We start from the raw sequence: 23,032 nt of genomic DNA, 5'->3' as shown, positions 1-23,032 counted from the left end.
AGCAGTCCGCCCAACCCTGACTGGCGGCCTCCGATGCACAAGGAATACGACCGGCAGACCGACGTGCTCGCGACGTCAGCACGGAGGCGATCATCGGTTCGTCGAGACGAACCGGGAGACCGGCGACGAACGCCTGATCAGCGTGCGCGACCTCTCACCGGCCCATCGAATCAGTCGGGCCACTTTCCGTCGGGACGAAAAACCAACCACAAGCTGGCGAAGCCCAACACCACAATGAGCGCTACAGCCACGATCAGGGCGTTTGCCAATGCACTCATTTCATGTAACCGGGTTCAGCGGAGGAGCCACCGACCGTGCGCTAGATGGCCGGTTTGGTCGACCGCACTGCTACTGAAAGGAATTTCGGGAAGACCTCCCGCAGCTTGAGCAACTTGGCTACGAGCCAATGGGAGATGCTTATCAGTTCCGCCGTCTCGGCGTCAATCGAACCATCCCGGTACACCGCAATACGGCAGCCACGTCGCGTGTCGAGCCGCTCCCATTCGAGCCGCTCACCAAACTGACGCTCGATCTCGTCTTTCTGTTGGAGGAGAAGATCGAAGATCGCCTCGTTCTGCGCCTTGTCCTGCGTATCGATGTAGATCTCTGCCTTCACGCGATTGTCGTTCGTGAAATTGACCGAGTATTTGTAGACCCGGCTGTTTTCCGACGAAAAGGAATACCAGTTCTGCGGCTGGCCCATTCTCGCGTTCGTGAACGAATGTTTTTCTCGAAGTTCATCGAGCAGGCCCTGGAAGAACGTCTGGTACCGCCGCTTCAAGTCGCTGACTTCGCCGGAATCGGGCGCATCGGCAATCGGTGATTCGGTCGGTGCGCACACAATCGAGAAGTTCAACGCGGGCCGGGAGTCGTCGATCTTGATCAGTGATGCTTCAATCGCAAATAGCTGCAGCGACTCCTTCAGGTTCACATTCAGGAAGTCGATCGCGGCCTTATGCTCGGCTCGGATGCGTTCAGCCAACCACACGACTGCGTTCGCGTTCAGCGCCGACGCGTAGGTGATGATCTGGCCGAGGTGACGATGATCGGTCGCGCCAAATTGGTTCTCGATAACGATCCGGCGGTTCGTTGAAATGTCGAGCGCGACGATATCAGCGCTGAAATCGCCGGCGCTCACTTCTCGCGATTGAAGGACGAGATCCATGCCCAACGCGGCATCGAGCACCTTGAGATTCTCGGCGAGCCAAGGCGTGAAATCGGTCGCTTCCCCGTTCCACACATTGCGCAGTGGCACATTGACTATTTTTCCAAATTCCATGTTGGCGCGGGATCAGAGGAGAGAAGTCCCGAATTGTACTGCGCTGGGAAGGTCGCCCAGACGCGCGCGGGCAGTCCGTCGTCGCGGCTTACCAGCTCCAGCGCTCGCCGGCGACGATGCTTGATCACGAGATCCCGGCCCACCGAGCAGAGCAGCGGCATCGCCAACCCTTCGATCCCCTGGCGCGCGACATTGCCAGCCGCAGCGGCATCAGTTGCGTGGAAAGGATGACGTCGTCCACGACCCTAAAGACAAGGTTAGCCAACAGCGCGGTGCGCCGGGGTCCGCAGCGTTGCGGCGGCCATCCTAATCACGAGCGCACGTGGAACGCAGTCGGCCAGTCCGTCGGCCGGGGCGCCAAGCTGCTGACCGAGTACGATCGCGAATTGATCGCGCGCCTTGCGGCCAGCTGCGCGTAGAAATCGCTGGACGTCGGTCGGATCGGCCAAGTTGCCAGGCTCTTGAGTGGCGGTAGATAGAACGTCGTGGCTGATCCGGATCCCGGTGCTCTCAGTCGCCTAGCCGCCCTCACCGCTCCTGCTTACGGATGGCGTGCGCCCGACCCAATGTCGCATTGCGGGACAATGCTGGCAGCGATCTTGGCTTTGCGGGGAAACGTGCGATCGCTGTTGCTCGAGCGGTTGCCAGGCATGGGTGCCCCAGAGGCACTTCAAACGGTTGCGGAGTGTCGTCAGCATAATTTTTCAGGGGCGTAGTGATGCGCGCTTCGGTGTGGGGAAGTTACGGGGTTTCCTAACTCGTCGGAAGGTTGCGGGCGACATTGGCGGATGAACGCCGCGCACGCTCGATAGCTTGTAACGTGAGCTTTTCTTCAACCGTCAGGCGATGCGCGCGAAATTCCCGATCCGGCCAGCGATCCTCGCATTCGAGTAACGCATTCACTGCAGCGTCGGCCGTCATGGGACGGCTGTAGCCCGGCCAAGGTACGTAGGCGTCGGCGCCGGCGACTGGGGGTGATTGTCTGGGAATCGCGCACTGGATGATCCAGTCATCGTACTCACGTGGCATGTGCTCCTCCTTGGCGACGCGAAACCCGTGACTAGGATGTGATACTGAACCGGCCAGAGGGCCGCGCGGTCCCGGCCGGGGAGCCATTCAATTCAATCAAGGCTCGCTGGATCTCTTCCTTCTCCGACTTGATACGGTCAATCTCCTGGTGTGCAACGCAGAGCGCGTCACTTAATCGGGCGATCTCCCGTCGAGCGGCGATGAGTGAGTGCATTGCGGATGGCGCCGTGTCCTCCGCTTCACGATCGCCGGGCTTTTCAACCTGTGCGTCGAGGTATCGGCGAATCCGCGCCCGAACCGGCGAGATGCTCGGAACAGGAAGCCCCTGAGCGATGCACCGCTCCCGAATGGCGCTATACGCCTTTGCGCCTTGGCGTTCGTAGGGCCGAAGATCGAGTTCCTTCAAGACGGCCTCGATCAGGCGCTCTACTTCAGGCTTCAGGGCTCTTACGCCCATCACTTGCGTTGGTCGCCGCGCTGCGTCACCGGCGCGCGCACGCAATCGCAGGCGAATGACGTCCACACAGGGGGCAGGCAAGCGTGCCGCCGCGCAATCTTGGACGATCAAGGCATGGACGCGCTTCGCTGCCCCGCGACTGGCTGACTGTGCGACCTGCGCGATTCTCTCCTCGATCATTGAGTCGACTTTCGGATGAAGGGGCATAGCAGCGTGTTCGGGATAGCAGTGCAGGAACTGACAAGGGTACGGTAGAGGGGGCCACAACCAGAAATCGTTTTTCCGGCCACGCTCCGAGCGATTCGCGGCGCCCATCAACGGAATGGCGCCGGGGCCTCGATTTTTTGGACCGATCGACGATTGGGTGCCGCAACGATGGCGTATACTGAATTTGGCGAGCGGCTCACACAAGCAGATGGCGCGGGTGGCACACGACGAGTTCGCGCACACCCCCAACCCGGAATCGCAAAACCGCCGTACGTTGTTCAGGCACTGTCGATCCTTCCCACGTCATTGAACCTCGGCGAATGTTCACCCGCAGATTTGAGTGACCGCTCGATCGCGAGGGGGCGCTTTCGTTTCTGCGGTCCGGCCTCCTTCTCATAAAATCGACTTCCACCCCGACTCAACACCGGCAAAGGGTGCGGACGTGTGAAGCATTGCCCGCCAACTCGTAGTTGGAGTCCGCTGGTCCGCGGAGCCGCGCTGGCACCCGCAAACGTCGACGTTGGTCGGGGTGTGCTCTGTCTCGATGTAGCGACAGAACTCACCTACTCGGGGATCAATCTTTCCACATGCGGAACGTCAACATGCTCGACGCTCGGGGGTGCGAAGTGGTCGTTAGGCGGCAGAGATCAGCCGGGCGCCACGCGGTAATCTTCTGTATCACGGTGCTCGTCTGGAAGGTCGCAGTGGGCGGCACGGACACGACGTTCGGAAGTGTCGCCACATTGCTCGCAGCGTGGCTGCAAGGATCACTCGGGCATCTGATCTCTATGGCGGCTGAGGCAGTGATCCTGGGTTATGCGGTCGCCAAAGGGTCGACCGTAGGGTCGGTGATGGGCATCGTCGGCGCGATTGCGCTGAGTTACGGGCCCGGAATGATTTTGTCTGTGTACACGGCAACGTTGTAGCCCGCGACTGGCGGAAACGAAAAAATGCCCCTGCAACGGAAGTTGGAGGGGCTGGGTGGGATCAAGGGAAGGCGCGCCTGCTAAGCGTTCACGGTTGTGTCGCTCAAACCGTCGTTTTCGTTGTGAGCTCAACACGCATCTTTGCGATGACCGATCGACATTGCGGGATCTGCCAGAGTTGGTTCCGCCGAATTGCGCGGCGCAAGACTCGCTTTGCGCCGGCGATTGTCGTTACGATTTCACCGCCGAGTGTACACGGGGAAAGCTCCGTGTTTCGTGCGGCACGCTCTAGTGCGTCCATGGTCGTTCTCCTTCAGAAGTAGTCGCTGCAACGGGCACGGTCATTAAGCAGTCGGTTTTTGTTCGGTTCCAGCGTCGAGATTGCGATCGATCGCGTGCTTCGCGTACTCGACTGTCTGGAAATAGCCGAAATACCTACCGTTCGGGTCGAGTGCTTCGTATTGGTGCTTCGGGTGTGGTTTGATGATGAAACCCCGGTAAGGGCCGCCAATCAGATTGCGACGAGCTCGGTCAAATCGCTCGACAGCTTCGAACATTGCGCGTTCGGCGTCAGCAAATTCCCTTCCGGCCTTCGTGCGTTTGTCGTATTGCGGTCGGAAGCCGTACGCACCCACGAGTGCGTTCAAGAACCGCCAGACGCTCCCGCCAAAGCCACGTGAGACAATAAGTGAACACGATTCGGCCGCGTCGCGTGCCTGGTAGGTATTCGTGAGGTCGTTCTTTTCGATGCGAATGGACTTGTCCATCGGCGTTCCCCTTCGTGACTGCGTTGTTCAGGCTCGCCCATATGCTTCTGCGAGTACCCGCGCCCAAATGTCTGCGCTAAGCATCCAGTCCGTGCCATGAGGGATCCGAAGTGTGTCCTGAGCAACGTACTGCCCTACGCTGGACGAGACGTCGATCTCGAGCGATGCGTCCTGCTTGTCGTCGTCATCCATCCCTTCGGTCAGGTGGGCGAGCACGAATTCCTGAGCGGATTGCTCGTCAGCGGCGGGTTTCAGGAAGCATGAAAACTCATTGTCGCTGCCGCTTACGCGCGCGACGATCAGAAAAAGGTACATTTCTTTCTCCTTTGGTGGCCCGGTTCGGGACGTCAAGTTCATGCCTGTTTCTGCGGTTGGCGCCGTGTCATACTCCACGTGGACCGGCGTACGAATGTCGGCTTTACGCTATGCGCACGCGACGGGGTAAAGCGGCCCGACCAGGAATAACCAGCCGCACGCACCTCCTCGCGAACCCGCAGCTTGTGCGATTCGCCATCCGCGGCCATGTGACGATCGCAATGGGCTGCTTCGACAGCCAGCAGGAAGGCGATATCGGAGATCGCCAAGTCGTGCTTCTCGCGCTGTCGCTTACTCCACGCGATCTGTTTTCCGATGATGGCGGCGCAGATAGCCCCCAGCGCTGTTGCGATTACGCTCGCCGTGCCCCCGATCAAGGCGGCTTGAACGGACGCTTCGTGGATCTGGATTTGCATGAGTCTCTCCTTTGCAGTTCGAAGGCGCGAAAAGCGCGCTCCGATGGTTGTCAGCGAGTGCCGAGGTTTCGCTCGGCGCAAATGGCATTGCGCAGGGAGATGGCGAGGAAGAGCCGGAACCCGGTATTGGTTTAGTGATACCAGGATGACCAAGGTCTGGACACGGTTCTGGCGAGCGGGTGAGATGCATCCGTCTGTCGGGCCAGGTGCGACTCGTACGACAATGTTGAATCAGTGGCCTGGGGGACGGTGCTCAGGGCAGCTGAACTTCCCGCACGCGGGAAACGACACCGGTGACGGGGTATTTATGGGGCCGGCGCGGCGGCCGGGTCGGCGATCGGGAGCCGACGCAACAAGGTCGTCGTTAAAGAGTAATAGCCTCCTTCGAGCGGCGCCGCATGCTCGCGCACCCACTGCGCCGAGTGCTCGGACCGCAAGACCGCTTCCAGGTAATCAAGTTGCGGCCCGTCGGCGCAGACGATGCTCAGATTGTGGTTAATCGGCAGTACGCCCGGCGGGACACGGACGGCGCGCGGCGCCTTGGCGATCCGCGGAACGAGGAGCGATGGTCGAGTCAGGTCGAAGGCGTGGAACGTCTCTGGCGGGAGCCAGGTCTTGCTGCGACGACCCCGCTTAGCCATCCGGTAGGCATGCGCTTCAAGGTGAGCAAGGACGCTTGCGGGCGGCGAGATGGAAGGATGGGTGCGGATCGCAAAGCGCTTGGGTGGCTGCAACTGGCCCTGCACGATGTCGTCGGTGTCGACGGCCGGGACCAGATCCGCGCCGTCGAGGGTTGCGCCGACATCGGGGTCCACCACGAACACCCCCTTGGTGCCGAGCCAAGGGGCAATGCGGACTTTCGCGATTTCGCCAAGCGTTGGTAGGCCCGCATAGCGCTGGGTGTCGACACCTGGATAGATCGGAGCATCTGAAAGGCACCGCCCGGAAACGCGCCCTTCTCTGAGCACGACCGCCACAGGATGAATGCGTGGTGGTGTTCCCGCACGGCGTTGCTTGGGGCGATAGAAGGTGCTTTGCGCATCCAGGCGCTCGAGGTGGTGGATTCGGACCTTGGTGCCGAGCTCCCGTCGCAGGGCGGCAGCGTTCGCACCGTAACACCATCTGTCGCTGGTGACGAGTGCAATCACGCCGTCGGGTGCGAGGGCCGTGGTGCACACATCCAGGAAACTGTGTAGCAAGTCGTTCGTGGCATAGCGCGGCAAGCACTGCGTGTACTCGTTGCGCAGGAGCGATGGGACGTTGAGCCAGCGCAGGTACGGTGGGTTGCCAACGATGCAGTCTATTGAGCCACGCACCGGTGGATCGGTGAGGAAGTCGCCGCATTGAACAATCCGCTCGGCGAGTTGGCGTGCCAGGGTCCTCGCCCTGCCCATCTCCGTGAGTTTCGTCGCCACCCTCTCCCGCGCCTCGGTGCACGCCGATGGATGAATCTCCCATCCCGCGACTCGAGTGGCTATGTCGTCGTCGCTGAGCAATTGTCGGGCGAGCAGTCGCTCGAGCGCTGCAACGAGAAATGCGCCGTCGCCGCACGACGGGTCGAGGAGTTGGCCGCCGCAGTCCGGCCACGCGAGTTTGTCGAGCAACTGGTTGACGATAGGGGACGCGGTATAGATGGCTGTTGCGTGGTGAAGTGCGTCGATTGCCGCGGCACGTTCAGTGACCACCGCGTCATGCCAGGGCTCGGTGAAAGGATCCCGGGTCATGCCGCCTCCAGGCAGAAGGTCTCGGGCGGTCGGAAAAGCGAGTGGATCACCTCAAACGGTACGACAATACCGTGAGTTCCGTCGCCTTCGCGAACATGCCCCAACGACTCGCAGAAGATCGTGTAGGTTCCATGCTGCCTGTCAATCCGGCGAATTTCGCCATCGACCGGCGATCGCTGGTAGTCAAATCGGACGACGTCGCCAACATCCCGTTGAGGCACAACTTCTCGCGCGGCTACCCAGCGCCGCACGTAGGCGTCGCGCGCCTCGAGAATCTCGAAATCCGCATCACCCAGGATGCGGAGCAGTTCATCATCGACCTCCCAGCCCCTGTCAGCAAGAGCGCGCGCAAGATCGAACGTACAGCCTCCCCAACCGAGTGCACGAGTCATGTCAGCGACCGCTTGCTCGTCCGCGAAGTTCAGTCCAACGCGCTTACACAGTTGCTCTGCAGCCAGTTTGATGACCGAGGTGTCGTGAGCCATGGGTCGACCGTAGGACGTATCCATCCCTCTGCTCCTTTCGAACGGTTGCATCTGCACCTTTGTTTGCGGTCGGCAGAGTTTATTCGCGGGATCCTCATTGCAGAAATGGAATCTTGTATGCGCCGCCGTACGCGATAGCACGCAGGGATTGGACGGGATCGCGTTGTCACGCCGAGATAAAATAGGATAACGTATTGTGTGGCGCTGCTGGTTGGCGTCCTGCGCGCAGGATGGCTGCCGTCCATTGGTGTAATCGTGAGATACGTGGACGTTGGACCGAATGGGCGGATCCATGAGAAAAGCCCCTACACACGAAGTGAGAGGGGCTGGGTGAGGTCATGGCATCGAGCGAGCAGCTTGCCATCAAGGATCGCGGCCAGATATCGAGCGCGTCAAAGCCGACTCGGCGAATTTTCGGAGCGCCTTCCGGGAACCTTATCTGTAGCGAGGCGGTTGTTAGGCGTAGAGACTACCGCCGACGAGCGCAACGCGCCTTTCATACTCGCGCGTGCGGTTTAGCTGATACAGAGCCTCTTGAATCGGGCGCACGCGGCCGTTGATACGCACAAAGAAATCCATCGGCGTCCGGTCGGTCGCTAGGATCTTGATGGAATTGCCTTGTCCGGTCATCGTGTCAAGGATAGTCACCATTTTCATTCTCATCCCCTTCGTGTTCCGTTGGAGCTAGCCTGAGAAGCGGGCTTAGTTGTCCGCCGTAGCGGGCGGGGTTGGTCAGCAGTCGTAGTCGCCAGCGATGAGACGCTCGGCGATTCGGCGCGCCATGCTCTTGTCGGTGTGGCGCACGTAGCGCAGCTTGTAGGCCATCGAGCTGCAGCGGATCCAGTTTGCGTAGGGCATGTCTTTCTCCTATGGCGGGAGCGGTTGTTAGGCAGTAGCGCGCTCAAGCTGCTTGCGCGCCGTGCGAACGCAGCCCACATCCGGAAATTCCAGTGCGAGCAGGCGCTCAATGGTTTCGAGAAGGTCGGTATAGGTCGGCAGGCCTGCGTCGTTCGCCTGCACATCCGCGTTGGCGATTGCTTCGGTCTTGGCGTTCATCGTCGTTCCTTGTGTTGATCGGTGGTCAGTGCGATCGCTCGACGTGCTTCTTCGCTTCTTCGCCGAAGGCTCCAGTAAGTGCCACGTTGCGAACGCGCATCGACACCACCGCAGCGGCCTCGTCGTATAGCTTCGGGTTCAACGCCCGCATCGCCTCAGACCGTGCGATGGCCTGTTCGAGCCGGGATAGCTTCCTGGAAGCCAGCTTACGCTGCAGTTCCTGCCGAATTGCTTCGCGTTCTCTCTCGGTCATGGTCTTTCTCCTTTAGCGGGAGCGGCTGTTCAGGCAGAAATCACCGCGACGACGGTGTTCACCATCGTTCCAGACGCTTTGAACGCGCCGTCCGGCAGTTCCTCGATCTCGCCGCCGCGCGCATCGACAAGAGCGCGGAATTCCACGGCCAATCGATCAGTGCGGAACAGAACACCAGCCGACATCACGGAAACAAGCAGGCCGTCTGTCGCAAGGAACTTCGGGGCATGCCTGACGTGATGAATGTCGGCGCGTCGCTCGAATGGCGGATTCATCACGATACGGTCGTAGATCGGCGTCGGTTGAATCGTCAGGAAGTCGGCCTGTGTGATGGTCCAATGGTCATAACCGAGCGCATTGAGCGCGTCGACGTTCGCCGGCAACAGTTCGTAGCAGTCGACTGCCGCATCGCGGAACGCGCACGCGATGTTTCCGCGTCCCGCACTCGGTTCCAGAACGCGGTGCCGGTCGTGTACATCTGCCAGCTCGACCAGTCGCTCGACGACGGCGGCTGGCGTCGGGAAGTAGCCGAAGTCTTGCGGGGTTGTGATTTCGCCGGTCAGGATGATTTGTTCAATCGCGTCGCCGGCATCGCCGTTGAACACGTGAGCCTTAGCCTTGCGGTTCCACTTTCCGCCGGCAGCTTCCAGCACCTTATTCGTGCGTTCATAGAGCGAGCGATCCAGCTGGCCGGTCAGCTTCAGTTGTTTGCCGGTCGTCTCGGCTGCGCTCAAAGTCGCGAGTACATCGGTGGTGATACGCATGGTCTTTCTCCTGTAGCGGGACGGGTTGGTCAGGCGTTACGATACGGTTCGACGTGGTACGGGCCGTTCATCCGATCGATGTAATTGCGGCTTTCGTTGAGTTCTTTCGCGTGGGCGTTCGCATCACCCTCGGTCGAATGTGCGCCCATCAAGACGCCTTTGTTGCTCACCACGGCGTGCGTAAGCACCTTCTTCGTTTTCGGGATCGTCAACATCGTCTTTCTCCTGTAACCGGAGCGGTTGTTAGATCAGGTCGAGAATTTTTTCAGCAACGGCCGACAGGGTATGGAAACAACCGAACCCGGCCGACTCGTTTCCCTCCTCGATTAGGCGCCACGAATCGCTTTCACGACGCGCGATGAACGTGCGGCCTGCAATCTCTGCTTTGCGCTCGCCAATCAAGATTTGCTCAAAGCCAATCCCGTGATAACGGCAGACTTTGCGCGGGTTAGGTTTGCGACCCATCTTCGTTCCCCTTAGTGATTGCATTGGTCAGTGCCCACTGAAGCGGGCGCGATCGTCAAGCTGCGCAGTAACCGATGACGCGCGCGGCGTAGAATGCGAGCCAGTACTCACGCTCGTGAGCACGCTCGTTGCCTAGCATCAAACGTAGGCCCGCGCGCGCTTCGACATAACGGTGGTAGGCCAGCTGCTTTTTGTCCATGGTGGTCCTCTTCGTGGATGCGTTGTTCACTGCCCGGATTCGCTTACGCGGCCGTTAGTCGAAGCCTCAACTTCGCGTCGATCCGGGCATGGAATGCCGAGCGCCCGCTCGGTGCTATTGGCGTTGCTTCGGGAGATGACAATGCAAATACGGAATACGACGCGTGCGGAAGAGAGGCCTGAGGCGCTAGCGTCCCCGAGGAAGTCGGGGACAGTGGTGGGGCCTACTCCCCTACCGAGTCGGTTTCGCGCTTCGTGGAGCCGGAGGCATTGCCGGCGCGGATCGGCAAGCGAGAAACAGGGAGCATTTCCCGCACGCGTGAGAGCGCGCGGCCGGCCGAGAAATCCAGATGACGCACCTTCATTTGCGGTCGACCGAGTTTATGCGCGGCTCTCTCATCACAGAAATTGCACTGCGTCGCAGCTCAACTGGGATATCGACGTGACACGCGGACAGATTGGAATTGGCGGAGGGGAAAAGAGAGAAGCCCCACCGAGCGAAGCTTGGGGGGCGATGAGGTCGTTAGGTCCCAGCCGGGCGGCACAGGGCTCCTCGGCTTGTCCGGCCGGTTACGCAGTGGCGGATGGCCGCGACGCGCGAGTGGTATCAAACTCGCCGAATAGGCCAAGGCGGTCCGTCGGCACGCCCTCTGCTGTCGGGGCCGACTGGGCTGTCAAGTCAGGTACATGCCATCGAACCTGATCATGATCGAGATGCGACAAATGGGACGTGCCGTTTTCCTTGTTGGCGAGATCGCAAATGTGGAAGCTGAAGCGCGTCGGCGCCGCTTCCGTTTCGGCGCAGATGCCGAGGATCTCAGCGAGTGTGTCCGCGGTCCGGATTTTCCAGGAAGGTACGCCGGGCGGGGAACGATGAATCTCGACTCGGGTTTCGTGCGGGAGCTGCGGTGCTTCGGAAACTTGGGTTCGAAGGATCGGGAGCGCCTTCTTGGCATGGCCGGGCTCCAGCAACTCCAACGGGTAAAGGATCTCCGTGATGAGTTCTTGCACGGTGCTATAAGCCCAGCCTGAGCAGCGCCAAGGCCCGCCATCGAACGAAACGAGCCGATTCTCGCTATCAATTGCAAAGCACCTAATCTTCGGCATGCGAGCCTGTTTGCGCCGCCGCGGCGGAGTATCGGGTTCGAAGCGGACGGTATCCAGGAAGGAATCGCCGAGTATTCGCCAGGGACTGAATGGGCCGTCCACCCCGTAGAGGGCGAGGACCAGATCGGTGTCCCGGGCAAGATCGACTTTGAGGCCAGCCGATATTTCGGTAAACCGGTGACCAAGGTTGCATTTCGACAATGCAATTTGCGCTTTGGACACGCTTTCGGAAGGGACCGGCGCTCGCCAGCTCGAGCCAATCGCGATGGTGGTCGAAGTGCTGAACATACGATACGGCAAACGTAGTTCCCTCGCCCACCCTGCTATGTAGTTTTCAGGGAGTATGTCACCGGCCGTACTCTGCCGCATTCCACCACAACAGCTGGCTGCACCTCGGAAGATACGACGCAGAACGTCGGCATACGAGCCGATGGCGACGCATTCCCAATGTGGGGTATGCGGATAGCAGTTCTTTTCGTATGTCCGTTCGTACAAGACGTAGATTGTCCTGCCATCACTGCCGACAAACGCACCTGCACGCTTGCCGCAAGTTACAGTTGCTCCCATGATCGGTACCTCTCTCAAGTTGAATGCGCCCTGGGCAGGGCGGTGGCATAGCCGGAAGAGATGGACCGTGGTGGTGGAATGCAGGTGATGGAGGGTTCGCGATTGGCGCGCGTGTCTCGACCTCTAGGAGTAGCGATCGGATCGCGGCGCGCTACCAAGGCATCCCGTCCTTCGGACGCTAGAGGCGATGTGGCCCGACAGCACGTGCGCGCGGGAGCTAGCTGCGAACTCCGGATGCTAACCCGGACCACATTGTGAACATCGAACGTAGCGCAGCAGCGAGGACGGAAAGGAGTCCGCCGACAAGCGGGATCGTGACCGATGCGACAGCGATGCCAAGGGTCAGCAATCCCAGCACGAAGAAGGACGCGACTAACACCAACATCGTGTCAGGGGCCGGCAGATTTCCAAGCCATGCTTGAATGGCGTCGATGCGGTCGAGGTACCCTGAGATGGGTGACGTGTCGGACGCCCAGTTTGCCAAAGTAGTAAGGGCGGAGGCGACCGGGCAGATTGCGGTTGCGACGATGAGGCGGAGTGCGAACATGGCTCGCTCCTAGAGAGGGGAGCAAACAATATACGAGCCACTGCGAGAATGCAGAAACGACGGATTGCCTCGGTCTTCATGCCGGCTTGCTTTTGCGCCACGTACCGCGAATTCTGGGCCTCTCGATGTAAGGCGCGCCAGGGCGGCCGGAAAAGGTCGAAGGATGGCGCCTGCCGTACGGCGGGGAGATGCCTGTTTGGCGATTTGTGCGCACCCGAGGGCGCTACGTGAGGTCTGAAGGCCAGTCGATGCCGTTCAGAATCTCATGTTTCGCCGACGAGTCGTTTCGCGCGTACGCAGCGGTTGTCTGGATTGACGCGTGGCCTAGCAATTCCTGGGCGACCGGCAGCGGCAGCTTATTGTCAATGACGAGCATTCTTGCGTAGGCGTGGCGAAGCCAATGGGGCGAAGCGCCGGCGAGCAGACTTGCGGCATGCAGGCGCTGGGGATCGCCGTTTGCGGTCCGCTTGAGCTCATCGGCAACTTCGCGGAAGATCGTTTTGACCTCACGGTAGATTCCGGCGCCGCGCAGCACCCCGCCCTTCGCCCCGTGGAAAAGTGGAACGACTTCGTCGGGTAGCGGGACGCCCGGAAGGCCGCGGGCCTGACGATACTCCGACATTGCACCCTGAGCGACTTTCGGCAGCTGTACCTGGCGGACCTTTCCGCCTTTTCCGTAGACCTGGAGCGTCCAGTTTCCATCCGGATGGGCTTCCACCTTGGGGAACCGACGACGTTCGTCCCAGACCAGTTCCGCAAGTCGAACACCTGAAAGCCGGAACAACGTCCAGATGGCGCGGCGCCGCAAGCTCTCAAGCTTGACCGTTCCGGTGCCCTTGCTGCAGGAAGCCACCCACCTGTCGCATTCGGCGAGGATCTGAGCTGGGAGTTTGCGGCCCGGTACGAATCCGGTGCGCGCAGCGGCACCGCGAGTCAGATCGAGAGCCGGGTTGAACTGGAGATATCCGTTCGACTGCCAGTGGGCGTAGATACTGGCGACCACCGCGAGTGCCCGCGTGCGTGTTGCTTCTCCAACCGGCTTGCCGTCGGCGCCGGCCGACGTTTCGAGCCAATGGCGGTATTGGAGGATGTCGTCCCGGGTCAAATCCGACAGGGGGCCGAGGCCATTGCTTTCGCACCACCCGATGAACCGCTTCAGGCTTTCGACGTAGGCTCGCGCAGTGTGTCGCGATCTGCTCGCGCGATCGCGCAAGAACACGGCGATCGCGTCTGCATCGTTGTCCGCCGGCAGCTGGTTGATGCCTGGACGGGCGAATCTGCCGGTGCGGCTAAGCCAAGCCCGCAGGGGGGCGGCACGATCCAGATCCAACTCGGACAGCGACTTGATCACTGCGAGAGCGCTGGCGCGCGGAGACGACACATTCTGCGTGACAGAGACCGGGAGGTTGATGCCAGGCGCAGCTGAGCTGGCTTGCCCGAATCGTCGTCGCGATCTGAGTACCTTGAGAAGAACCTCGTGTGGGGGCGGCGCCTGTTCAATGGGCACGACCGCCGCGCACCCGCGACGCCAATACTCGATCACGGCATTGTGGCGCCGAGTTACCAACGCGGCATACACCTCTGGGTGCGCATCGCGCGCATCCAGCACCGAAGCGTGCCCGCGGACAAACGCCTGAATGGTCCAGCGACGGTAGATGACGTGGCCGAGTACCTTCTCGAGGTAAAGGAACGCCCCTTCCACGGTGTCGGGCAATGGTGCCGGCGGGACGGCGTCAAGGTCAAACCATTCGGACGGGTTCATCGATGTGGCAACCACGGTCTGTCATTAATCGAGTCGCTAATCGGACACGAGTTCACGAAAGTATACAGGCGGTTCGGCCGTCTCGCGACCGATGGAATGTCACTTGTACCCGCTCGCCTACGCCCAGGAAAAAAACCCGCGCATCCGAGGGACGTGCGGGTTGGGTTGAGGTCCGTAATGGGCCCAGGTGGGCCGTTTCAGTGGATCGATTTGAGGAATGGGAAGCGAGACTACTGCGTCTCGGCCAATGCCTCGCGGATCTCGTCGACGGTACGCCGAAATGCAGACTTGTCGCCGTCAAAGAGTGTCCGGATGACATCGACCTTGTCCCAAACGCCCTTCACTATGCCCTCGCCGGAGATCGTATAGCTGACCGGGTAGCCGTCGCGGTCGCGGTTGACGCGTTCGATGCAAAACCTGCCCATCGTGTCGCCTTTTTTCCAGCCGATTAGGCGTGCGAGCGCCTCACGCTGCGTTCGAACGCGGGCGTCGGCGCACCGTTGCCGATCGGCGGCGGTACCCTTCCCGCTCAGAAGTGTATTCGCGTGCGCTTCGAACTGTTCTGCCTTGCGATACAAGTCGACAGCTTCGCCTGCTCGTCGGACCGACGCGTCAATGCGCTGGGCGGCGCGCTTCGTGACCCGGGTAAATCCGACACCCATGGGGAAGGCGTTGCCCTTGTTCATTGGGTCCGCCCCGAGACTAGCGACCCGATCCGCTTTCCGACGGAAAGCTTTAGCTTTCCGGAGTGTCTCGCGAATTTGCAGCTGATCACATTCATCGAGCACGACGCCGGCGGAGCACGCTGCCGCGATGCGTTGGACGATGGTGTCGTCCTCTGAGCGCAGGTCAGGAGCGTTGGGATCAGCGTCGCTGCTCGCCTGCGAGGCGACCTTCGCGTCGGCGATTGCGAAGCCGCAGGTCGTGCTGGTATCGGTTTTCGTGGTCATGAATGGTCTCCGGGTTGCCCATCCGTGCTAGTTTTTTCCCTAGGCGAGGCGGAGATCGATACTTCGTCGGCCACGAAGTTTTCCGAACAAGCCTTGAAGGTCGACCGGATAAACGTAGCGATCTGTACTGACGCATGATGACCGAGCACTGGTTCGATCCACGTAAGGGCAGCGTCAATTCCATACTCCACCGTCGCGTGCTCGCGATCGGCGGCGGTCTCGCCCACGAAGTGAGGAACTAGCGCGCCGTCAGCACTACCTGTGTCGTAGTCGCGTACCTCGACAAAGCCCGGTTCGCTGACAATTTCGCCTAGACGGACAATTGCCGCGTTGAGCTCTTCAAGGGTGTATTCCCCGCCCGGCCCGGCGAAATCAACGTGAAGAAAAAGTTCGGCGCCGTCTAAGATGATTCCGTCATCTGCCATTTCGAGCTCGAACGTCGTTCCGATCCAATCCAGGAAGGGTTTGAGAGCTTCCTCGACTTCCGGTCGCGTGACGTTCGCCTTCAGTTGTAACGTGCCAAACAAAGTGCAATCGTGAGATGACATGTCGGTTTCCTCCGGTGTGTGTGCTTCAAGATCGGTTGACATAGCAAGAAGGAAATGCGCGGCGGAAGCGGAACTCCGTGTCCAGGTAGTTCTTCCGCGTGTGGGCCTCGTATCGGGTTCGGGCCGGGTGAGAAAAATGCCCGCACTGAGTGGTGACGGGCATAGGGGGATCGATGATGGGATGTCGTGTGAGGACGTTAATCAATCACGAGTGGCTCCGGGATCTCAGCGAGATCTTCGGTAGCCACGACAACAATGCGCGTGAGTGCGTTTTTTGCGAACGTGACTGCCTCGTGATATGCGGGCGTGTCGGGGGCACACCCATGCACGTTTACGACGCCGTCAAGGCGGACAAAGACACACCAGAACCGTTCTCGTTGGCTACCTGCGCGCTGATCGGCCAACAGCCGCGAGGCGACAAGGCTGGCGCAACCGAATTCGTGGTACACGTCCTCGACCGAATGATCGCCATAGATGGTCACGCCATCGCGGATGTTCGTCCGGATCCTCGCCTCTTCCCACGGTCCGTGACCGGGGGTGACGTCGACTCGGAAATCGCAGGCTTTGCACTGACCGGTGAGCATTTCAAAACCGCAAAAATCCTCATAGAGGACGCAGTACTTCATGGCGCAGCAATGCGGGCATAGTTGGTTGACATCGAGTTCACGTGTGGTGGACATGTTGGCTCCAGCGGTGTTCCGATAGTGAGTCATGGGGGAAGCGTGCTTACGATCGTGGTCCTGCCGTGCGAGAACCCCGCCGGTTGATCCGGTCATCGAGGCCCCGCTGGAACTCTTTAAGAATCAGGTAGCCGGATGTGGGAAACCAATTCCATCCTGGGTAGTCCGCCGCAGGGTTTCGGCGAATGATGCGCAGAGCCTCTGCCATTCTTTTGATACTGACGGGTCGCCCTTCCGGGGTGAGAAAGGCCTTCGGGTAAATTGGCTGACTTGAGCCGCTGCCTAGAGGCGTACCTCGGGCCCGCAAATCGCGCTGGCGGCTTTGGTGCATCTTCGATCGGTGAGTCGATTGCATGGTGGTTCTCCTGGCGGGCACTCGGCGGCCCGAATGGTTGGGCTGGGTGAACGAAGTGGCATTGCGTGGGAGAAATGCGAGGGCGGAGTCGAATGAATCGAGGTATACGGCTGGATCTCGACCTATCGTTGGGCTCGACGCCGCGTAATGAGAAAGCCCTCGGTCTCGAGCGAGACATGAGGGCGTAGAAGGTCAAACACCTCTCCCCCGCTTTATGCGGGGCGCGAGCGTGTTGATCGGACTGCTATTCGGGTACCTCTTCCAGCTGGATCCGGACGTCCTTGGCAGGCTGCGCTTGCTTTCGCCGCATCACGCAGCAGTCGTGGTGAGGCATCGGATAGCGCGTGAGATAGTGCTTGCGGCCGGTTCGTTCATTGATCGCCACCAGGTGATACAGGCGGCCCCAGTCGACGTCTTCATATTGGGTCCCATTCCAGATCTGAAGGGCTTCTCGGCGAGGGGCTGGCGTGCTACGCGCGGCCTCGAGCATCGCATCTTCGTGGTCACGCGCGCCAATCATGATCCAGCCAAACGGACCCCTCAGGCGGTAACTCGTGAGGCCAAAATCGGCGCACGGCCGCTCGTGTGTCGGCAATTGATAGATGTCCATCGAATCACTCCCGACCGTTGTTCAATGCACCGTCGCACGTGAGCGAGTGCATCAGGGCCGCGTCGAGCGCCCAGCACGCATCGGCGTAGGTCAGCTTGTCCTCGACCTCCAGTCCATAGGTGACTCGGAAGCGGCCCGCTTTGTTGGTTCGCTGATCGAGCTTCACGCATTGGCTCTCCCAGCGAGTCACAAGGCGAAATCCGGGTGGCGGCGGTGCGGAGACAGAAGCAGATAGGGTTCCGGTGTTGTGGTAGGTGCGCATGGCGTTCTCCATTCATGATTGACCACCGGACAGTCCTCGAGGGACTGCGGACGGGAGGTCGTGTGGGCATAGCCGGAAGAGATGCGTCACGAACGTGGAATGCGGCGGGTCGCCGGGGGGATCGCGTCCCGAGGGGATCGGAAGGCCCGGCGCGCAAGTCGGCGCGCGAAGAAAAAGCCCTCTATCTCGGACGAGAATTGAGGGCAGGTTAGATCTGTCAAATGGATCTCAGACGCAGATCTTCTCGGTCGATGTAGTCCACCGTTACGTCATTCGCGATTTCGCCGTTGACCAGGTCGAGACGAAAGATCACGACAGATTCAATTTCCGGATTCGCGCGAAGAAAGTCGATGCCGGCCTCGATTGCGCCTTCGACAAAGGGATAGTTGTCTTCGAATGGGTTTTCCTGACCCCCGCCCGGGTGGCGGAAGTTGACGCCGTACTCTGAACTGCAAGCTGCGTCGTTGCAGGTGCAGTCCAGGTCTGCCCGGCTGCAACCATCGCAATGATCGTCGGCAATGATGCGAGCCAACGGCGGCGTATGACGGCGGGGTTCGGTACTCATCTGATTCTCCTGAATAGCAGTGAAGGCGATGGAGCCCAGCCGCTGGATTGGATCGCTGCCGTTAAAGAAGCGCCAACTGCGTGCTGGAGGTGCCGGTGACACGCTGCAGGGCTGCTTGCATCCAACGAGTCATCTCGTCCGTTCGGTTTTCCATGGTGTTGGAGATCACGCGCTCACGAGCCGAAACGCGGGCGCGGAAATCGAAGGCCATCGAATCTACTGACGCTACGAACGGCAGATGCCGGACTTTCTCGAGGGCCGCGCCTTTGACACCGAAGAGGTGCACCCGGACATCGGGTGGCAGGTGCGGTTGAAGACCTTCGAGGATCGCGTAGAGGCCATGGTCAGGATGGTGAAGGTCCCGCCTGCAGACTGATCCGAGGCCAATGAGCGTTGGTGACGCGAGCCAGGGGCGCCATCGGTCCCAAACTGCCATCGTGAGTTCGAGGGATTCGACATAATCGGATAGCCGTCGCCCCTGGAGGACTGGAACGCACGGCCGAACCATGTTGCGCACCACGGCCGCGCTGCAGTATTTGGAGAGTTCGTCCTGCCACCCGTGCACGATGCGCAGCACCCCCTCAAGCAAGGTGGCGGTCGCGCGCACTCGATAGGTGACAGCCTGCTGATCGCTCGCGATCGATTCTTCGCAACACATATCGGGGGAAGCCCACCATGTTGCGCCGCTCAGGCACGCCAACTCAACGTACTGGGCATACTGCCATGGGAAGACGGACGCAATTCCCGGCTGAGATCCCTTGGCTTGCCAGAGTTTCATCGCTGTATAACCCGCGCTATCCAAAGCCCAGTCGAGCTCCGAAAGGTTGGTCGCGGAGGGAAACCGGAATCGTCCCGACTTCGGTTGCCAGAACGCCTGAGCCGATACCATTGCGGCGTAGCCGTGTTTGAACGCATGAAATGCGAGCGTTCCGCCGCTATGAGGGATTCCGACGCGGACGACCATCTCGTCCGTCAACGGAGCATTGCGCTGATAGGCGGGCAAGCGGCCGAGCGGCCCGTCGGTGCTTGGAAGATGTATTTCCATCGGTGTTTTCCTTTGGGCGGCAGGGACGTCAGGCGTGCCCTGCGCTGAGTTGAGGGATGGCATTGCCGATGGAAATGCGCTATGGAGACCGGAATCACGGCGAAGAGGACGAGAATCAACTCGGCGTGCGTGGTGACCGGATACGGAAATGCCCCCGACACGAACGACGTACAGGGGCATGCAGGGTCGAAGGTGTGGTGTGCGCCGGCGACGCCGGCTTTCGTGGGGCCTTACGCCGCGACGGCAATCGGGATGATCCTGGGCTGCGGCTTGGCAGCGTTCAATTCCGCATACCGTTGGAGGACAGCGTCCGCTGTCGTGTACTGCACGTCGAGACCGATCAGTGCACCTACCTGCCGGCGTACGTCGGCCAGCGCTTGCGCATCGGCGGGACTCGGCATGGAGGTCGGCCAACCAGCGGGATGGTCGCCTCGAGGGCGCGGCGGGCTTCGGCGAGGCTTTTGGCCTGCGGCACTCGGCTTCGTTGCACGTCGGTCAGGAGGTGCGGCGCGATATCGGCAAGCCAACGATTGCCCTGGAACGGCGAGTGACCTAGTGCATGGAGATGTGCGACGAACGTCGGAAGCAAGACGCTCAATTTGGATGGTGCGCCGATAGACCAATCGTAGGCTGTCGGAGTAAGGGCTTGTTAGGGCTACACCCTCGTTTGAACGTCTCTCTAGGACACTGACCGCCGCCGTGCGGTTCGTCGTGTCGCGGCAAGTCGATGCCTTCATGAAAATTCGGCGGCGCGTCGACGAAAAAAAGCCCGTGCATCAGGAAGATGACGGGCTGGAACGGATCTATGAATTACATGTTCGGCGACGGGGCGAAATCGGTGGCTTCAGGTGCTCCTTATGTTGCTTCGCCAATTTGCGTGTAGCACTCCCGAACGACGGAGCGCGTCTCCGCGAGGTATGTAAATCAGGCGACTAGTTTCAACACCGCGACCTTGATTTCCACATCGCTTAAGTCGAGCCCGAGGAGATCGCACGATTCACTGACAACATCACGAGCGTGTTCCTCACTGTCGACAGAGAACCCGTACTCTTTTCTGCGGTTTTGCACGTCTTCAACTGCCGATGCCACTGCCTCGTGATCGATACCACCTTCGAGCTCAGAATAGCCGGCCAGAAAGTACAGATCAGACCAATCGGCGTCACACTCAGCACACTTCATTGGCTGTGACGCAGTGCCGCCGTCCACAGCCAGTTGACCACCACTGAGGCCCCCAGAACTCCCGCAAGACGGGCAGCGGCTACCACGGCGAGCAATGTATTGCTCGTCGGTCATGACTCCCAACACGGGCGACCATTCAGCATGTGGCTCCTCCTGGTCCGCGTTCAGCATGCCTTTAAGATTGACCGTCGTTCCGTCCGGCATCGAGAGCACACCGCCCGAGATCGAGCACGAACCCTCGATTTTCGCGAGAGTCGACAGCACTTCAGTCGGTTCAGGCATTTTCCGATGAGCGACAGCGTCCGGAACTGAAAGACCATGCAGCTTCAACGCCTTGCCTGCCGTAACATCGCCCGCCCTAGCCTGCTGTTGCACGAACTCGATCGCGTCCTCGTCGGTAACAAATCTAGCAGCTTCGTCATCCCTTTGAATCTCCCCATGTTTGCGAGAATCGTCGAGGTTGAACAGGTTCCAGCCTTGCAGGGTAGCGGCGCGACAGTCTGCGGGCGTCCATTCTGGCAGACTCCGGCCGTCTAGCAGCCCGCGAGCTCGCCGTTGAATGGCATTTTGGAGTGCCTCGAAGGCACTTTGCCGAGTGGGCAAGCCTTCGATTGCAGTCAAGTCATCGCAGTGAAAAATGACGAACCATTTCCCATCCACGATGGTGCGGTCGACGATTCCTCCCGACACGGGGTCAGGGTTGGTCGCCAGGCCACCCGGGCAAGCTTCTATCCACCCTTCCGGCAAGTTGCCTTCTGTCATTCTGTGCTCCATATCGGTGCTCCTCAAAAGTGATTGCGCGACGGCCTGAGACGAACCTGTCGCGACGGGAAAAAGGCATTGCTGGGGGAGATGCGTAGAGGGGACTTGAATCCAGTTGCGACGACACGTGAAACGAAGGAAGGCCAGCTGGTATAGGGGATGTTGGAGAACCGGAACTGCAGCGTCGAGGATGATAATTCATGCGGCGCGCGTGGAAGCTGGATAAGGAGATGCCCCGGACGTGCAAGACGTACTGGGGCATGCAGGATCGAACGGATCGTGTTCGCCGGCAAGGCGGGCTTTTGTGGGTGCTTTAGGCGGCGACGGCGATCGGGATGATCCGGGACTGGGGCTTGGCGGCCATCAGTTCCGCGTACCGGTGAAGCACAGCGTTGGCTGTCGTGCAGTGCACGTCGAGACCGATCAGTGCACCTACCTGCCGGCGTACGTCGGCCAGCGCTTGCGCTTCGGCGGGACTCGGCATGGAGGTCGGCCAACCAGCGGAATACTCGAGGTGGCGCGGGATGGTCGCCTCGAGGGCGCGGCGGGCCTCGGCGAGGCCTTTGGCCTGCGGCACTCGGCTTCGTTGCACGTCGGTCAGGAGGTGCGGCGCGATATCGGCAAGCCAACGGTTGCCCTGGAAGGCGAAGGTCGACGTCAGCTCAAGCTCAACCATCTCCCGGTAGACGGGTACATTTTCGTCGCAAGTTGCGGCCGCTGTCAGATCCGGGAAGGAACCCATGATGCAGAAGACGCACGAAACGCGGGACGTGCCGTACCGAGTGTACGCTTCGTGCAGCGTGAGGTTGTGCCGGCGGATCAAGGCGTGCACTTGGTCGAGGTCGAAATGGATGATCGCATTCCAGGTGCTGCCCGGTGCATTCCGCCGTGTGAGACGTGAGTTCACGGCGGCGACCGGCTGCTTGCTTCGTGCGGCACTTTCGAGCCAGCGGACACCCGTGACGTTCACGATGGGCTCGGTCGGAAACCGCTTGCGCAACTTCGAGGTGATTGGAGCCGTCTTCAATTCGCTCGTACAGAAGCGCATCGCGGGCGTCGACCACGGAAGGATCAGCTTGACGCAGGACAGCGTGACATAGCGTGCGACATTGGCGCGCCACCTGCCTTGCCAACGGGCGAGCATGTCGCCCGCCTCGCGGCGAACGACGATCAGCTCCCACCCGAGATGGGCGGCGAGCCTCTCGCAGACACGAAGGCTATCGGTCCATTCGACTCGGCCAAGATCAGCATGAACCAGGACGCGAGGACCCGTGTGACCGATTCGGTCGAGATGCTCGGCCACAGCGAGCGCGCACGCCTGACTGTCGCGACCACCGCTGACGCCCACTGCGCATACGGCGCCGTTGGCGAGAAGTTGGTCAATTTCGGGCGTTGAGTTGGCGCGAAGATTTTCAATGGAACCCATGGTTGTCCTCATTTCAGTTGTTTGATGAAAGGCCGGTTCGAGGAATCGATCGGGCCTACGAACATTGCGCAACGAAATGAGGACGGGTCGGTGGAATGGCGTGCTGCCTTGAACTTGCTGTTCATGCCACGATTCCGGCGCTGAGTATCGGAGTACTCGCGACCGTAAGCATGCCCACCCGTCTCTGCGGTACGAGCGTGTTTCGCGCTATCGATTAACAGGTACGCAACATTGCGGAGATAAGGCAGCTGAGGCGAGAAAAAGCCTCGCGGATCCAAGGATCCATGCGAGGCGAGTGAGGTCGGGGAAACGTGAGGGGACGCGCA

General features: G+C 60.4%; 29 protein-coding genes. 1 reads left to right on the top strand and 28 read right to left on the bottom strand.

Going from position 1 to position 23,032, the window contains the following annotated elements:
* Positions 1 to 319 precede the first annotated feature (319 nt).
* From MBR110_RS31045 to MBR110_RS31035, 3 genes are all read right to left on the bottom strand, one after another.
* Positions 320 to 1,279, bottom strand: a complete 960-nt coding sequence (locus MBR110_RS31045) for a DUF4268 domain-containing protein (protein ID WP_181709866.1) — start codon at positions 1,277 to 1,279, stop codon at positions 320 to 322.
* 753 nt (positions 1,280 to 2,032) lie between these two features.
* On the bottom strand, positions 2,033 to 2,308 hold the full coding sequence (locus MBR110_RS31040; RefSeq protein WP_181709865.1) for a hypothetical protein: 276 nt from the start codon (positions 2,306 to 2,308) through the stop codon (positions 2,033 to 2,035).
* A 31-nt stretch (positions 2,309 to 2,339) separates the two neighbouring features.
* A complete protein-coding gene (locus MBR110_RS31035) occupies positions 2,340 to 2,972 on the bottom strand; it encodes a hypothetical protein (RefSeq protein ID WP_181709864.1) in 633 nt (210 codons plus the stop codon).
* Positions 2,973 to 3,574: 602 nt separating this feature from the next.
* On the opposite strand from MBR110_RS31035, the gene MBR110_RS31030 reads away from it, so the two are divergent.
* The gene (locus MBR110_RS31030) at positions 3,575 to 3,898 is read left to right on the top strand and encodes a hypothetical protein (RefSeq protein WP_220138110.1); all 324 of its coding nucleotides are present in this window, start codon (positions 3,575 to 3,577) and stop codon (positions 3,896 to 3,898) included.
* A 344-nt stretch (positions 3,899 to 4,242) separates the two neighbouring features.
* On the opposite strand, the gene MBR110_RS31025 is transcribed toward MBR110_RS31030, so the two are convergent.
* From MBR110_RS31025 to MBR110_RS30910, 25 genes are all read right to left on the bottom strand, one after another.
* Complete coding sequence (locus MBR110_RS31025) at positions 4,243 to 4,665, bottom strand: hypothetical protein (protein ID WP_181709862.1); 423 nt, start codon at positions 4,663 to 4,665, stop codon at positions 4,243 to 4,245.
* 27 nt (positions 4,666 to 4,692) lie between these two features.
* Positions 4,693 to 4,980, bottom strand: coding sequence for a hypothetical protein (locus MBR110_RS31020; RefSeq protein ID WP_181709861.1), 288 nt, complete (start codon positions 4,978 to 4,980; stop codon positions 4,693 to 4,695).
* Positions 4,981 to 5,018: 38 nt separating this feature from the next.
* The gene (locus MBR110_RS31015) at positions 5,019 to 5,396 is read right to left on the bottom strand and encodes a hypothetical protein (RefSeq protein WP_181709860.1); all 378 of its coding nucleotides are present in this window, start codon (positions 5,394 to 5,396) and stop codon (positions 5,019 to 5,021) included.
* A 305-nt stretch (positions 5,397 to 5,701) separates the two neighbouring features.
* On the bottom strand, positions 5,702 to 7,120 hold the full coding sequence (locus MBR110_RS31010) for an Eco57I restriction-modification methylase domain-containing protein (protein ID WP_181709859.1): 1,419 nt from the start codon (positions 7,118 to 7,120) through the stop codon (positions 5,702 to 5,704).
* A complete protein-coding gene (locus MBR110_RS31005; protein ID WP_181709858.1) occupies positions 7,117 to 7,629 on the bottom strand; it encodes a hypothetical protein in 513 nt (170 codons plus the stop codon). The genes MBR110_RS31010 and MBR110_RS31005 overlap by 4 nt, the downstream gene beginning before the upstream one ends.
* A gap of 432 nt (positions 7,630 to 8,061) precedes the next feature.
* The gene (locus MBR110_RS31000) at positions 8,062 to 8,262 is read right to left on the bottom strand and encodes a hypothetical protein (RefSeq protein WP_181709857.1); all 201 of its coding nucleotides are present in this window, start codon (positions 8,260 to 8,262) and stop codon (positions 8,062 to 8,064) included.
* A gap of 75 nt (positions 8,263 to 8,337) precedes the next feature.
* Entirely contained in the window at positions 8,338 to 8,463 is a 126-nt protein-coding gene (locus tag MBR110_RS32465; protein ID WP_258570027.1) for a hypothetical protein, read from the bottom strand.
* Positions 8,464 to 8,490: 27 nt separating this feature from the next.
* Positions 8,491 to 8,661: a hypothetical protein gene (locus tag MBR110_RS30995; protein WP_181709856.1), complete on the bottom strand. Its 171-nt coding sequence runs from the start codon at positions 8,659 to 8,661 to the stop codon at positions 8,491 to 8,493.
* A 25-nt stretch (positions 8,662 to 8,686) separates the two neighbouring features.
* Positions 8,687 to 8,914, bottom strand: coding sequence for a hypothetical protein (locus tag MBR110_RS30990; protein ID WP_181709855.1), 228 nt, complete (start codon positions 8,912 to 8,914; stop codon positions 8,687 to 8,689).
* Between the two features lie 29 nt (positions 8,915 to 8,943).
* Positions 8,944 to 9,678: an SAM-dependent methyltransferase gene (locus MBR110_RS30985; protein WP_181709854.1), complete on the bottom strand. Its 735-nt coding sequence runs from the start codon at positions 9,676 to 9,678 to the stop codon at positions 8,944 to 8,946.
* A 29-nt stretch (positions 9,679 to 9,707) separates the two neighbouring features.
* Positions 9,708 to 9,893, bottom strand: a complete 186-nt coding sequence (locus MBR110_RS30980; RefSeq protein ID WP_181709853.1) for a hypothetical protein — start codon at positions 9,891 to 9,893, stop codon at positions 9,708 to 9,710.
* Positions 9,894 to 9,921: 28 nt separating this feature from the next.
* Positions 9,922 to 10,143: a hypothetical protein gene (locus tag MBR110_RS30975; protein ID WP_181709852.1), complete on the bottom strand. Its 222-nt coding sequence runs from the start codon at positions 10,141 to 10,143 to the stop codon at positions 9,922 to 9,924.
* 55 nt (positions 10,144 to 10,198) lie between these two features.
* Complete coding sequence (locus MBR110_RS30970) at positions 10,199 to 10,342, bottom strand: hypothetical protein (protein ID WP_181709851.1); 144 nt, start codon at positions 10,340 to 10,342, stop codon at positions 10,199 to 10,201.
* Between the two features lie 569 nt (positions 10,343 to 10,911).
* Complete coding sequence (locus MBR110_RS30965; RefSeq protein ID WP_181709850.1) at positions 10,912 to 11,736, bottom strand: hypothetical protein; 825 nt, start codon at positions 11,734 to 11,736, stop codon at positions 10,912 to 10,914.
* Between the two features lie 496 nt (positions 11,737 to 12,232).
* Positions 12,233 to 12,562, bottom strand: a complete 330-nt coding sequence (locus MBR110_RS30960) for a hypothetical protein (protein ID WP_181709849.1) — start codon at positions 12,560 to 12,562, stop codon at positions 12,233 to 12,235.
* 223 nt (positions 12,563 to 12,785) lie between these two features.
* Complete coding sequence (locus tag MBR110_RS30955) at positions 12,786 to 14,324, bottom strand: tyrosine-type recombinase/integrase (protein ID WP_181709848.1); 1,539 nt, start codon at positions 14,322 to 14,324, stop codon at positions 12,786 to 12,788.
* Between the two features lie 230 nt (positions 14,325 to 14,554).
* Positions 14,555 to 15,274, bottom strand: coding sequence for a hypothetical protein (locus MBR110_RS30950; RefSeq protein ID WP_181709847.1), 720 nt, complete (start codon positions 15,272 to 15,274; stop codon positions 14,555 to 14,557).
* A complete protein-coding gene (locus MBR110_RS30945) occupies positions 15,271 to 15,822 on the bottom strand; it encodes a DUF6806 family protein (protein ID WP_181709846.1) in 552 nt (183 codons plus the stop codon). The genes MBR110_RS30950 and MBR110_RS30945 overlap by 4 nt, the downstream gene beginning before the upstream one ends.
* A 197-nt stretch (positions 15,823 to 16,019) precedes the next feature.
* A complete protein-coding gene (locus MBR110_RS30940) occupies positions 16,020 to 16,502 on the bottom strand; it encodes a hypothetical protein (protein ID WP_181709845.1) in 483 nt (160 codons plus the stop codon).
* A 599-nt stretch (positions 16,503 to 17,101) separates the two neighbouring features.
* Positions 17,102 to 17,467, bottom strand: coding sequence for a hypothetical protein (locus tag MBR110_RS30935; protein ID WP_181709844.1), 366 nt, complete (start codon positions 17,465 to 17,467; stop codon positions 17,102 to 17,104).
* Between the two features lie 4 nt (positions 17,468 to 17,471).
* Positions 17,472 to 17,729: a hypothetical protein gene (locus tag MBR110_RS30930; protein ID WP_181709843.1), complete on the bottom strand. Its 258-nt coding sequence runs from the start codon at positions 17,727 to 17,729 to the stop codon at positions 17,472 to 17,474.
* 217 nt (positions 17,730 to 17,946) lie between these two features.
* Positions 17,947 to 18,294, bottom strand: a complete 348-nt coding sequence (locus MBR110_RS30925) for a hypothetical protein (protein WP_181709842.1) — start codon at positions 18,292 to 18,294, stop codon at positions 17,947 to 17,949.
* Positions 18,295 to 18,355: 61 nt separating this feature from the next.
* Complete coding sequence (locus MBR110_RS30920; protein ID WP_181709841.1) at positions 18,356 to 19,339, bottom strand: deazapurine DNA modification protein DpdA family protein; 984 nt, start codon at positions 19,337 to 19,339, stop codon at positions 18,356 to 18,358.
* A 924-nt stretch (positions 19,340 to 20,263) separates the two neighbouring features.
* The gene (locus MBR110_RS30915) at positions 20,264 to 21,280 is read right to left on the bottom strand and encodes a hypothetical protein (RefSeq protein WP_181709840.1); all 1,017 of its coding nucleotides are present in this window, start codon (positions 21,278 to 21,280) and stop codon (positions 20,264 to 20,266) included.
* Between the two features lie 313 nt (positions 21,281 to 21,593).
* Positions 21,594 to 22,706: a phosphoadenosine phosphosulfate reductase domain-containing protein gene (locus MBR110_RS30910; RefSeq protein ID WP_258570026.1), complete on the bottom strand. Its 1,113-nt coding sequence runs from the start codon at positions 22,704 to 22,706 to the stop codon at positions 21,594 to 21,596.
* Positions 22,707 to 23,032 lie beyond the last annotated feature (326 nt).

It is taken from the genome of Burkholderia sp. MBR-1, from assembly GCF_013822785.1.
GTDB lineage: Bacteria > Pseudomonadota > Gammaproteobacteria > Burkholderiales > Burkholderiaceae > Burkholderia > Burkholderia vietnamiensis.
Note: the sequence above shows the minus strand (reverse complement) of the source record. Positions and strands in the feature narration are given on the sequence as shown.

Excerpts from the sequence above, each read along its gene's own strand:
- MBR110_RS30930 (WP_181709843.1), bottom strand. The coding sequence starts at position 17,729 with ATGCGCACCTACCACAACACCGGAACCCTATCTGCTTCTGTCTCCGCA.
- MBR110_RS30920 (WP_181709841.1), bottom strand. The coding sequence starts at position 19,339 with ATGGAAATACATCTTCCAAGCACCGACGGGCCGCTCGGCCGCTTGCCC.
- MBR110_RS31000 (WP_181709857.1), bottom strand. The coding sequence starts at position 8,262 with ATGAAAATGGTGACTATCCTTGACACGATGACCGGACAAGGCAATTCC.
- MBR110_RS30910 (WP_258570026.1), bottom strand. The coding sequence starts at position 22,706 with ATGGGTTCCATTGAAAATCTTCGCGCCAACTCAACGCCCGAAATTGAC.
- MBR110_RS31045 (WP_181709866.1), bottom strand. The coding sequence starts at position 1,279 with ATGGAATTTGGAAAAATAGTCAATGTGCCACTGCGCAATGTGTGGAAC.
- MBR110_RS30935 (WP_181709844.1), bottom strand. The coding sequence starts at position 17,467 with ATGGACATCTATCAATTGCCGACACACGAGCGGCCGTGCGCCGATTTT.
- MBR110_RS30955 (WP_181709848.1), bottom strand. The coding sequence starts at position 14,324 with ATGAACCCGTCCGAATGGTTTGACCTTGACGCCGTCCCGCCGGCACCA.
- MBR110_RS30980 (WP_181709853.1), bottom strand. The coding sequence starts at position 9,893 with ATGTTGACGATCCCGAAAACGAAGAAGGTGCTTACGCACGCCGTGGTG.
- MBR110_RS30945 (WP_181709846.1), bottom strand. The coding sequence starts at position 15,822 with ATGTCATCTCACGATTGCACTTTGTTTGGCACGTTACAACTGAAGGCG.
- MBR110_RS31030 (WP_220138110.1), top strand. The coding sequence starts at position 3,575 with ATGCTCGACGCTCGGGGGTGCGAAGTGGTCGTTAGGCGGCAGAGATCA.
- MBR110_RS31010 (WP_181709859.1), bottom strand. The coding sequence starts at position 7,120 with ATGACCCGGGATCCTTTCACCGAGCCCTGGCATGACGCGGTGGTCACT.
- MBR110_RS30960 (WP_181709849.1), bottom strand. The coding sequence starts at position 12,562 with ATGTTCGCACTCCGCCTCATCGTCGCAACCGCAATCTGCCCGGTCGCC.
- MBR110_RS30965 (WP_181709850.1), bottom strand. The coding sequence starts at position 11,736 with ATGTTCAGCACTTCGACCACCATCGCGATTGGCTCGAGCTGGCGAGCG.
- MBR110_RS31035 (WP_181709864.1), bottom strand. The coding sequence starts at position 2,972 with ATGCCCCTTCATCCGAAAGTCGACTCAATGATCGAGGAGAGAATCGCG.
- MBR110_RS30975 (WP_181709852.1), bottom strand. The coding sequence starts at position 10,143 with ATGGGTCGCAAACCTAACCCGCGCAAAGTCTGCCGTTATCACGGGATT.
- MBR110_RS30995 (WP_181709856.1), bottom strand. The coding sequence starts at position 8,661 with ATGAACGCCAAGACCGAAGCAATCGCCAACGCGGATGTGCAGGCGAAC.
- MBR110_RS30990 (WP_181709855.1), bottom strand. The coding sequence starts at position 8,914 with ATGACCGAGAGAGAACGCGAAGCAATTCGGCAGGAACTGCAGCGTAAG.
- MBR110_RS30950 (WP_181709847.1), bottom strand. The coding sequence starts at position 15,274 with ATGACCACGAAAACCGATACCAGCACGACCTGCGGCTTCGCAATCGCC.
- MBR110_RS31040 (WP_181709865.1), bottom strand. The coding sequence starts at position 2,308 with ATGCCACGTGAGTACGATGACTGGATCATCCAGTGCGCGATTCCCAGA.
- MBR110_RS30985 (WP_181709854.1), bottom strand. The coding sequence starts at position 9,678 with ATGCGTATCACCACCGATGTACTCGCGACTTTGAGCGCAGCCGAGACG.
- MBR110_RS32465 (WP_258570027.1), bottom strand. The coding sequence starts at position 8,463 with ATGCCCTACGCAAACTGGATCCGCTGCAGCTCGATGGCCTACAAGCTG.
- MBR110_RS31020 (WP_181709861.1), bottom strand. The coding sequence starts at position 4,980 with ATGTACCTTTTTCTGATCGTCGCGCGCGTAAGCGGCAGCGACAATGAG.
- MBR110_RS30925 (WP_181709842.1), bottom strand. The coding sequence starts at position 18,294 with ATGAGTACCGAACCCCGCCGTCATACGCCGCCGTTGGCTCGCATCATT.
- MBR110_RS31005 (WP_181709858.1), bottom strand. The coding sequence starts at position 7,629 with ATGGATACGTCCTACGGTCGACCCATGGCTCACGACACCTCGGTCATC.
- MBR110_RS31015 (WP_181709860.1), bottom strand. The coding sequence starts at position 5,396 with ATGCAAATCCAGATCCACGAAGCGTCCGTTCAAGCCGCCTTGATCGGG.
- MBR110_RS31025 (WP_181709862.1), bottom strand. The coding sequence starts at position 4,665 with ATGGACAAGTCCATTCGCATCGAAAAGAACGACCTCACGAATACCTAC.
- MBR110_RS30970 (WP_181709851.1), bottom strand. The coding sequence starts at position 10,342 with ATGGACAAAAAGCAGCTGGCCTACCACCGTTATGTCGAAGCGCGCGCG.
- MBR110_RS30915 (WP_181709840.1), bottom strand. The coding sequence starts at position 21,280 with ATGACAGAAGGCAACTTGCCGGAAGGGTGGATAGAAGCTTGCCCGGGT.
- MBR110_RS30940 (WP_181709845.1), bottom strand. The coding sequence starts at position 16,502 with ATGTCCACCACACGTGAACTCGATGTCAACCAACTATGCCCGCATTGC.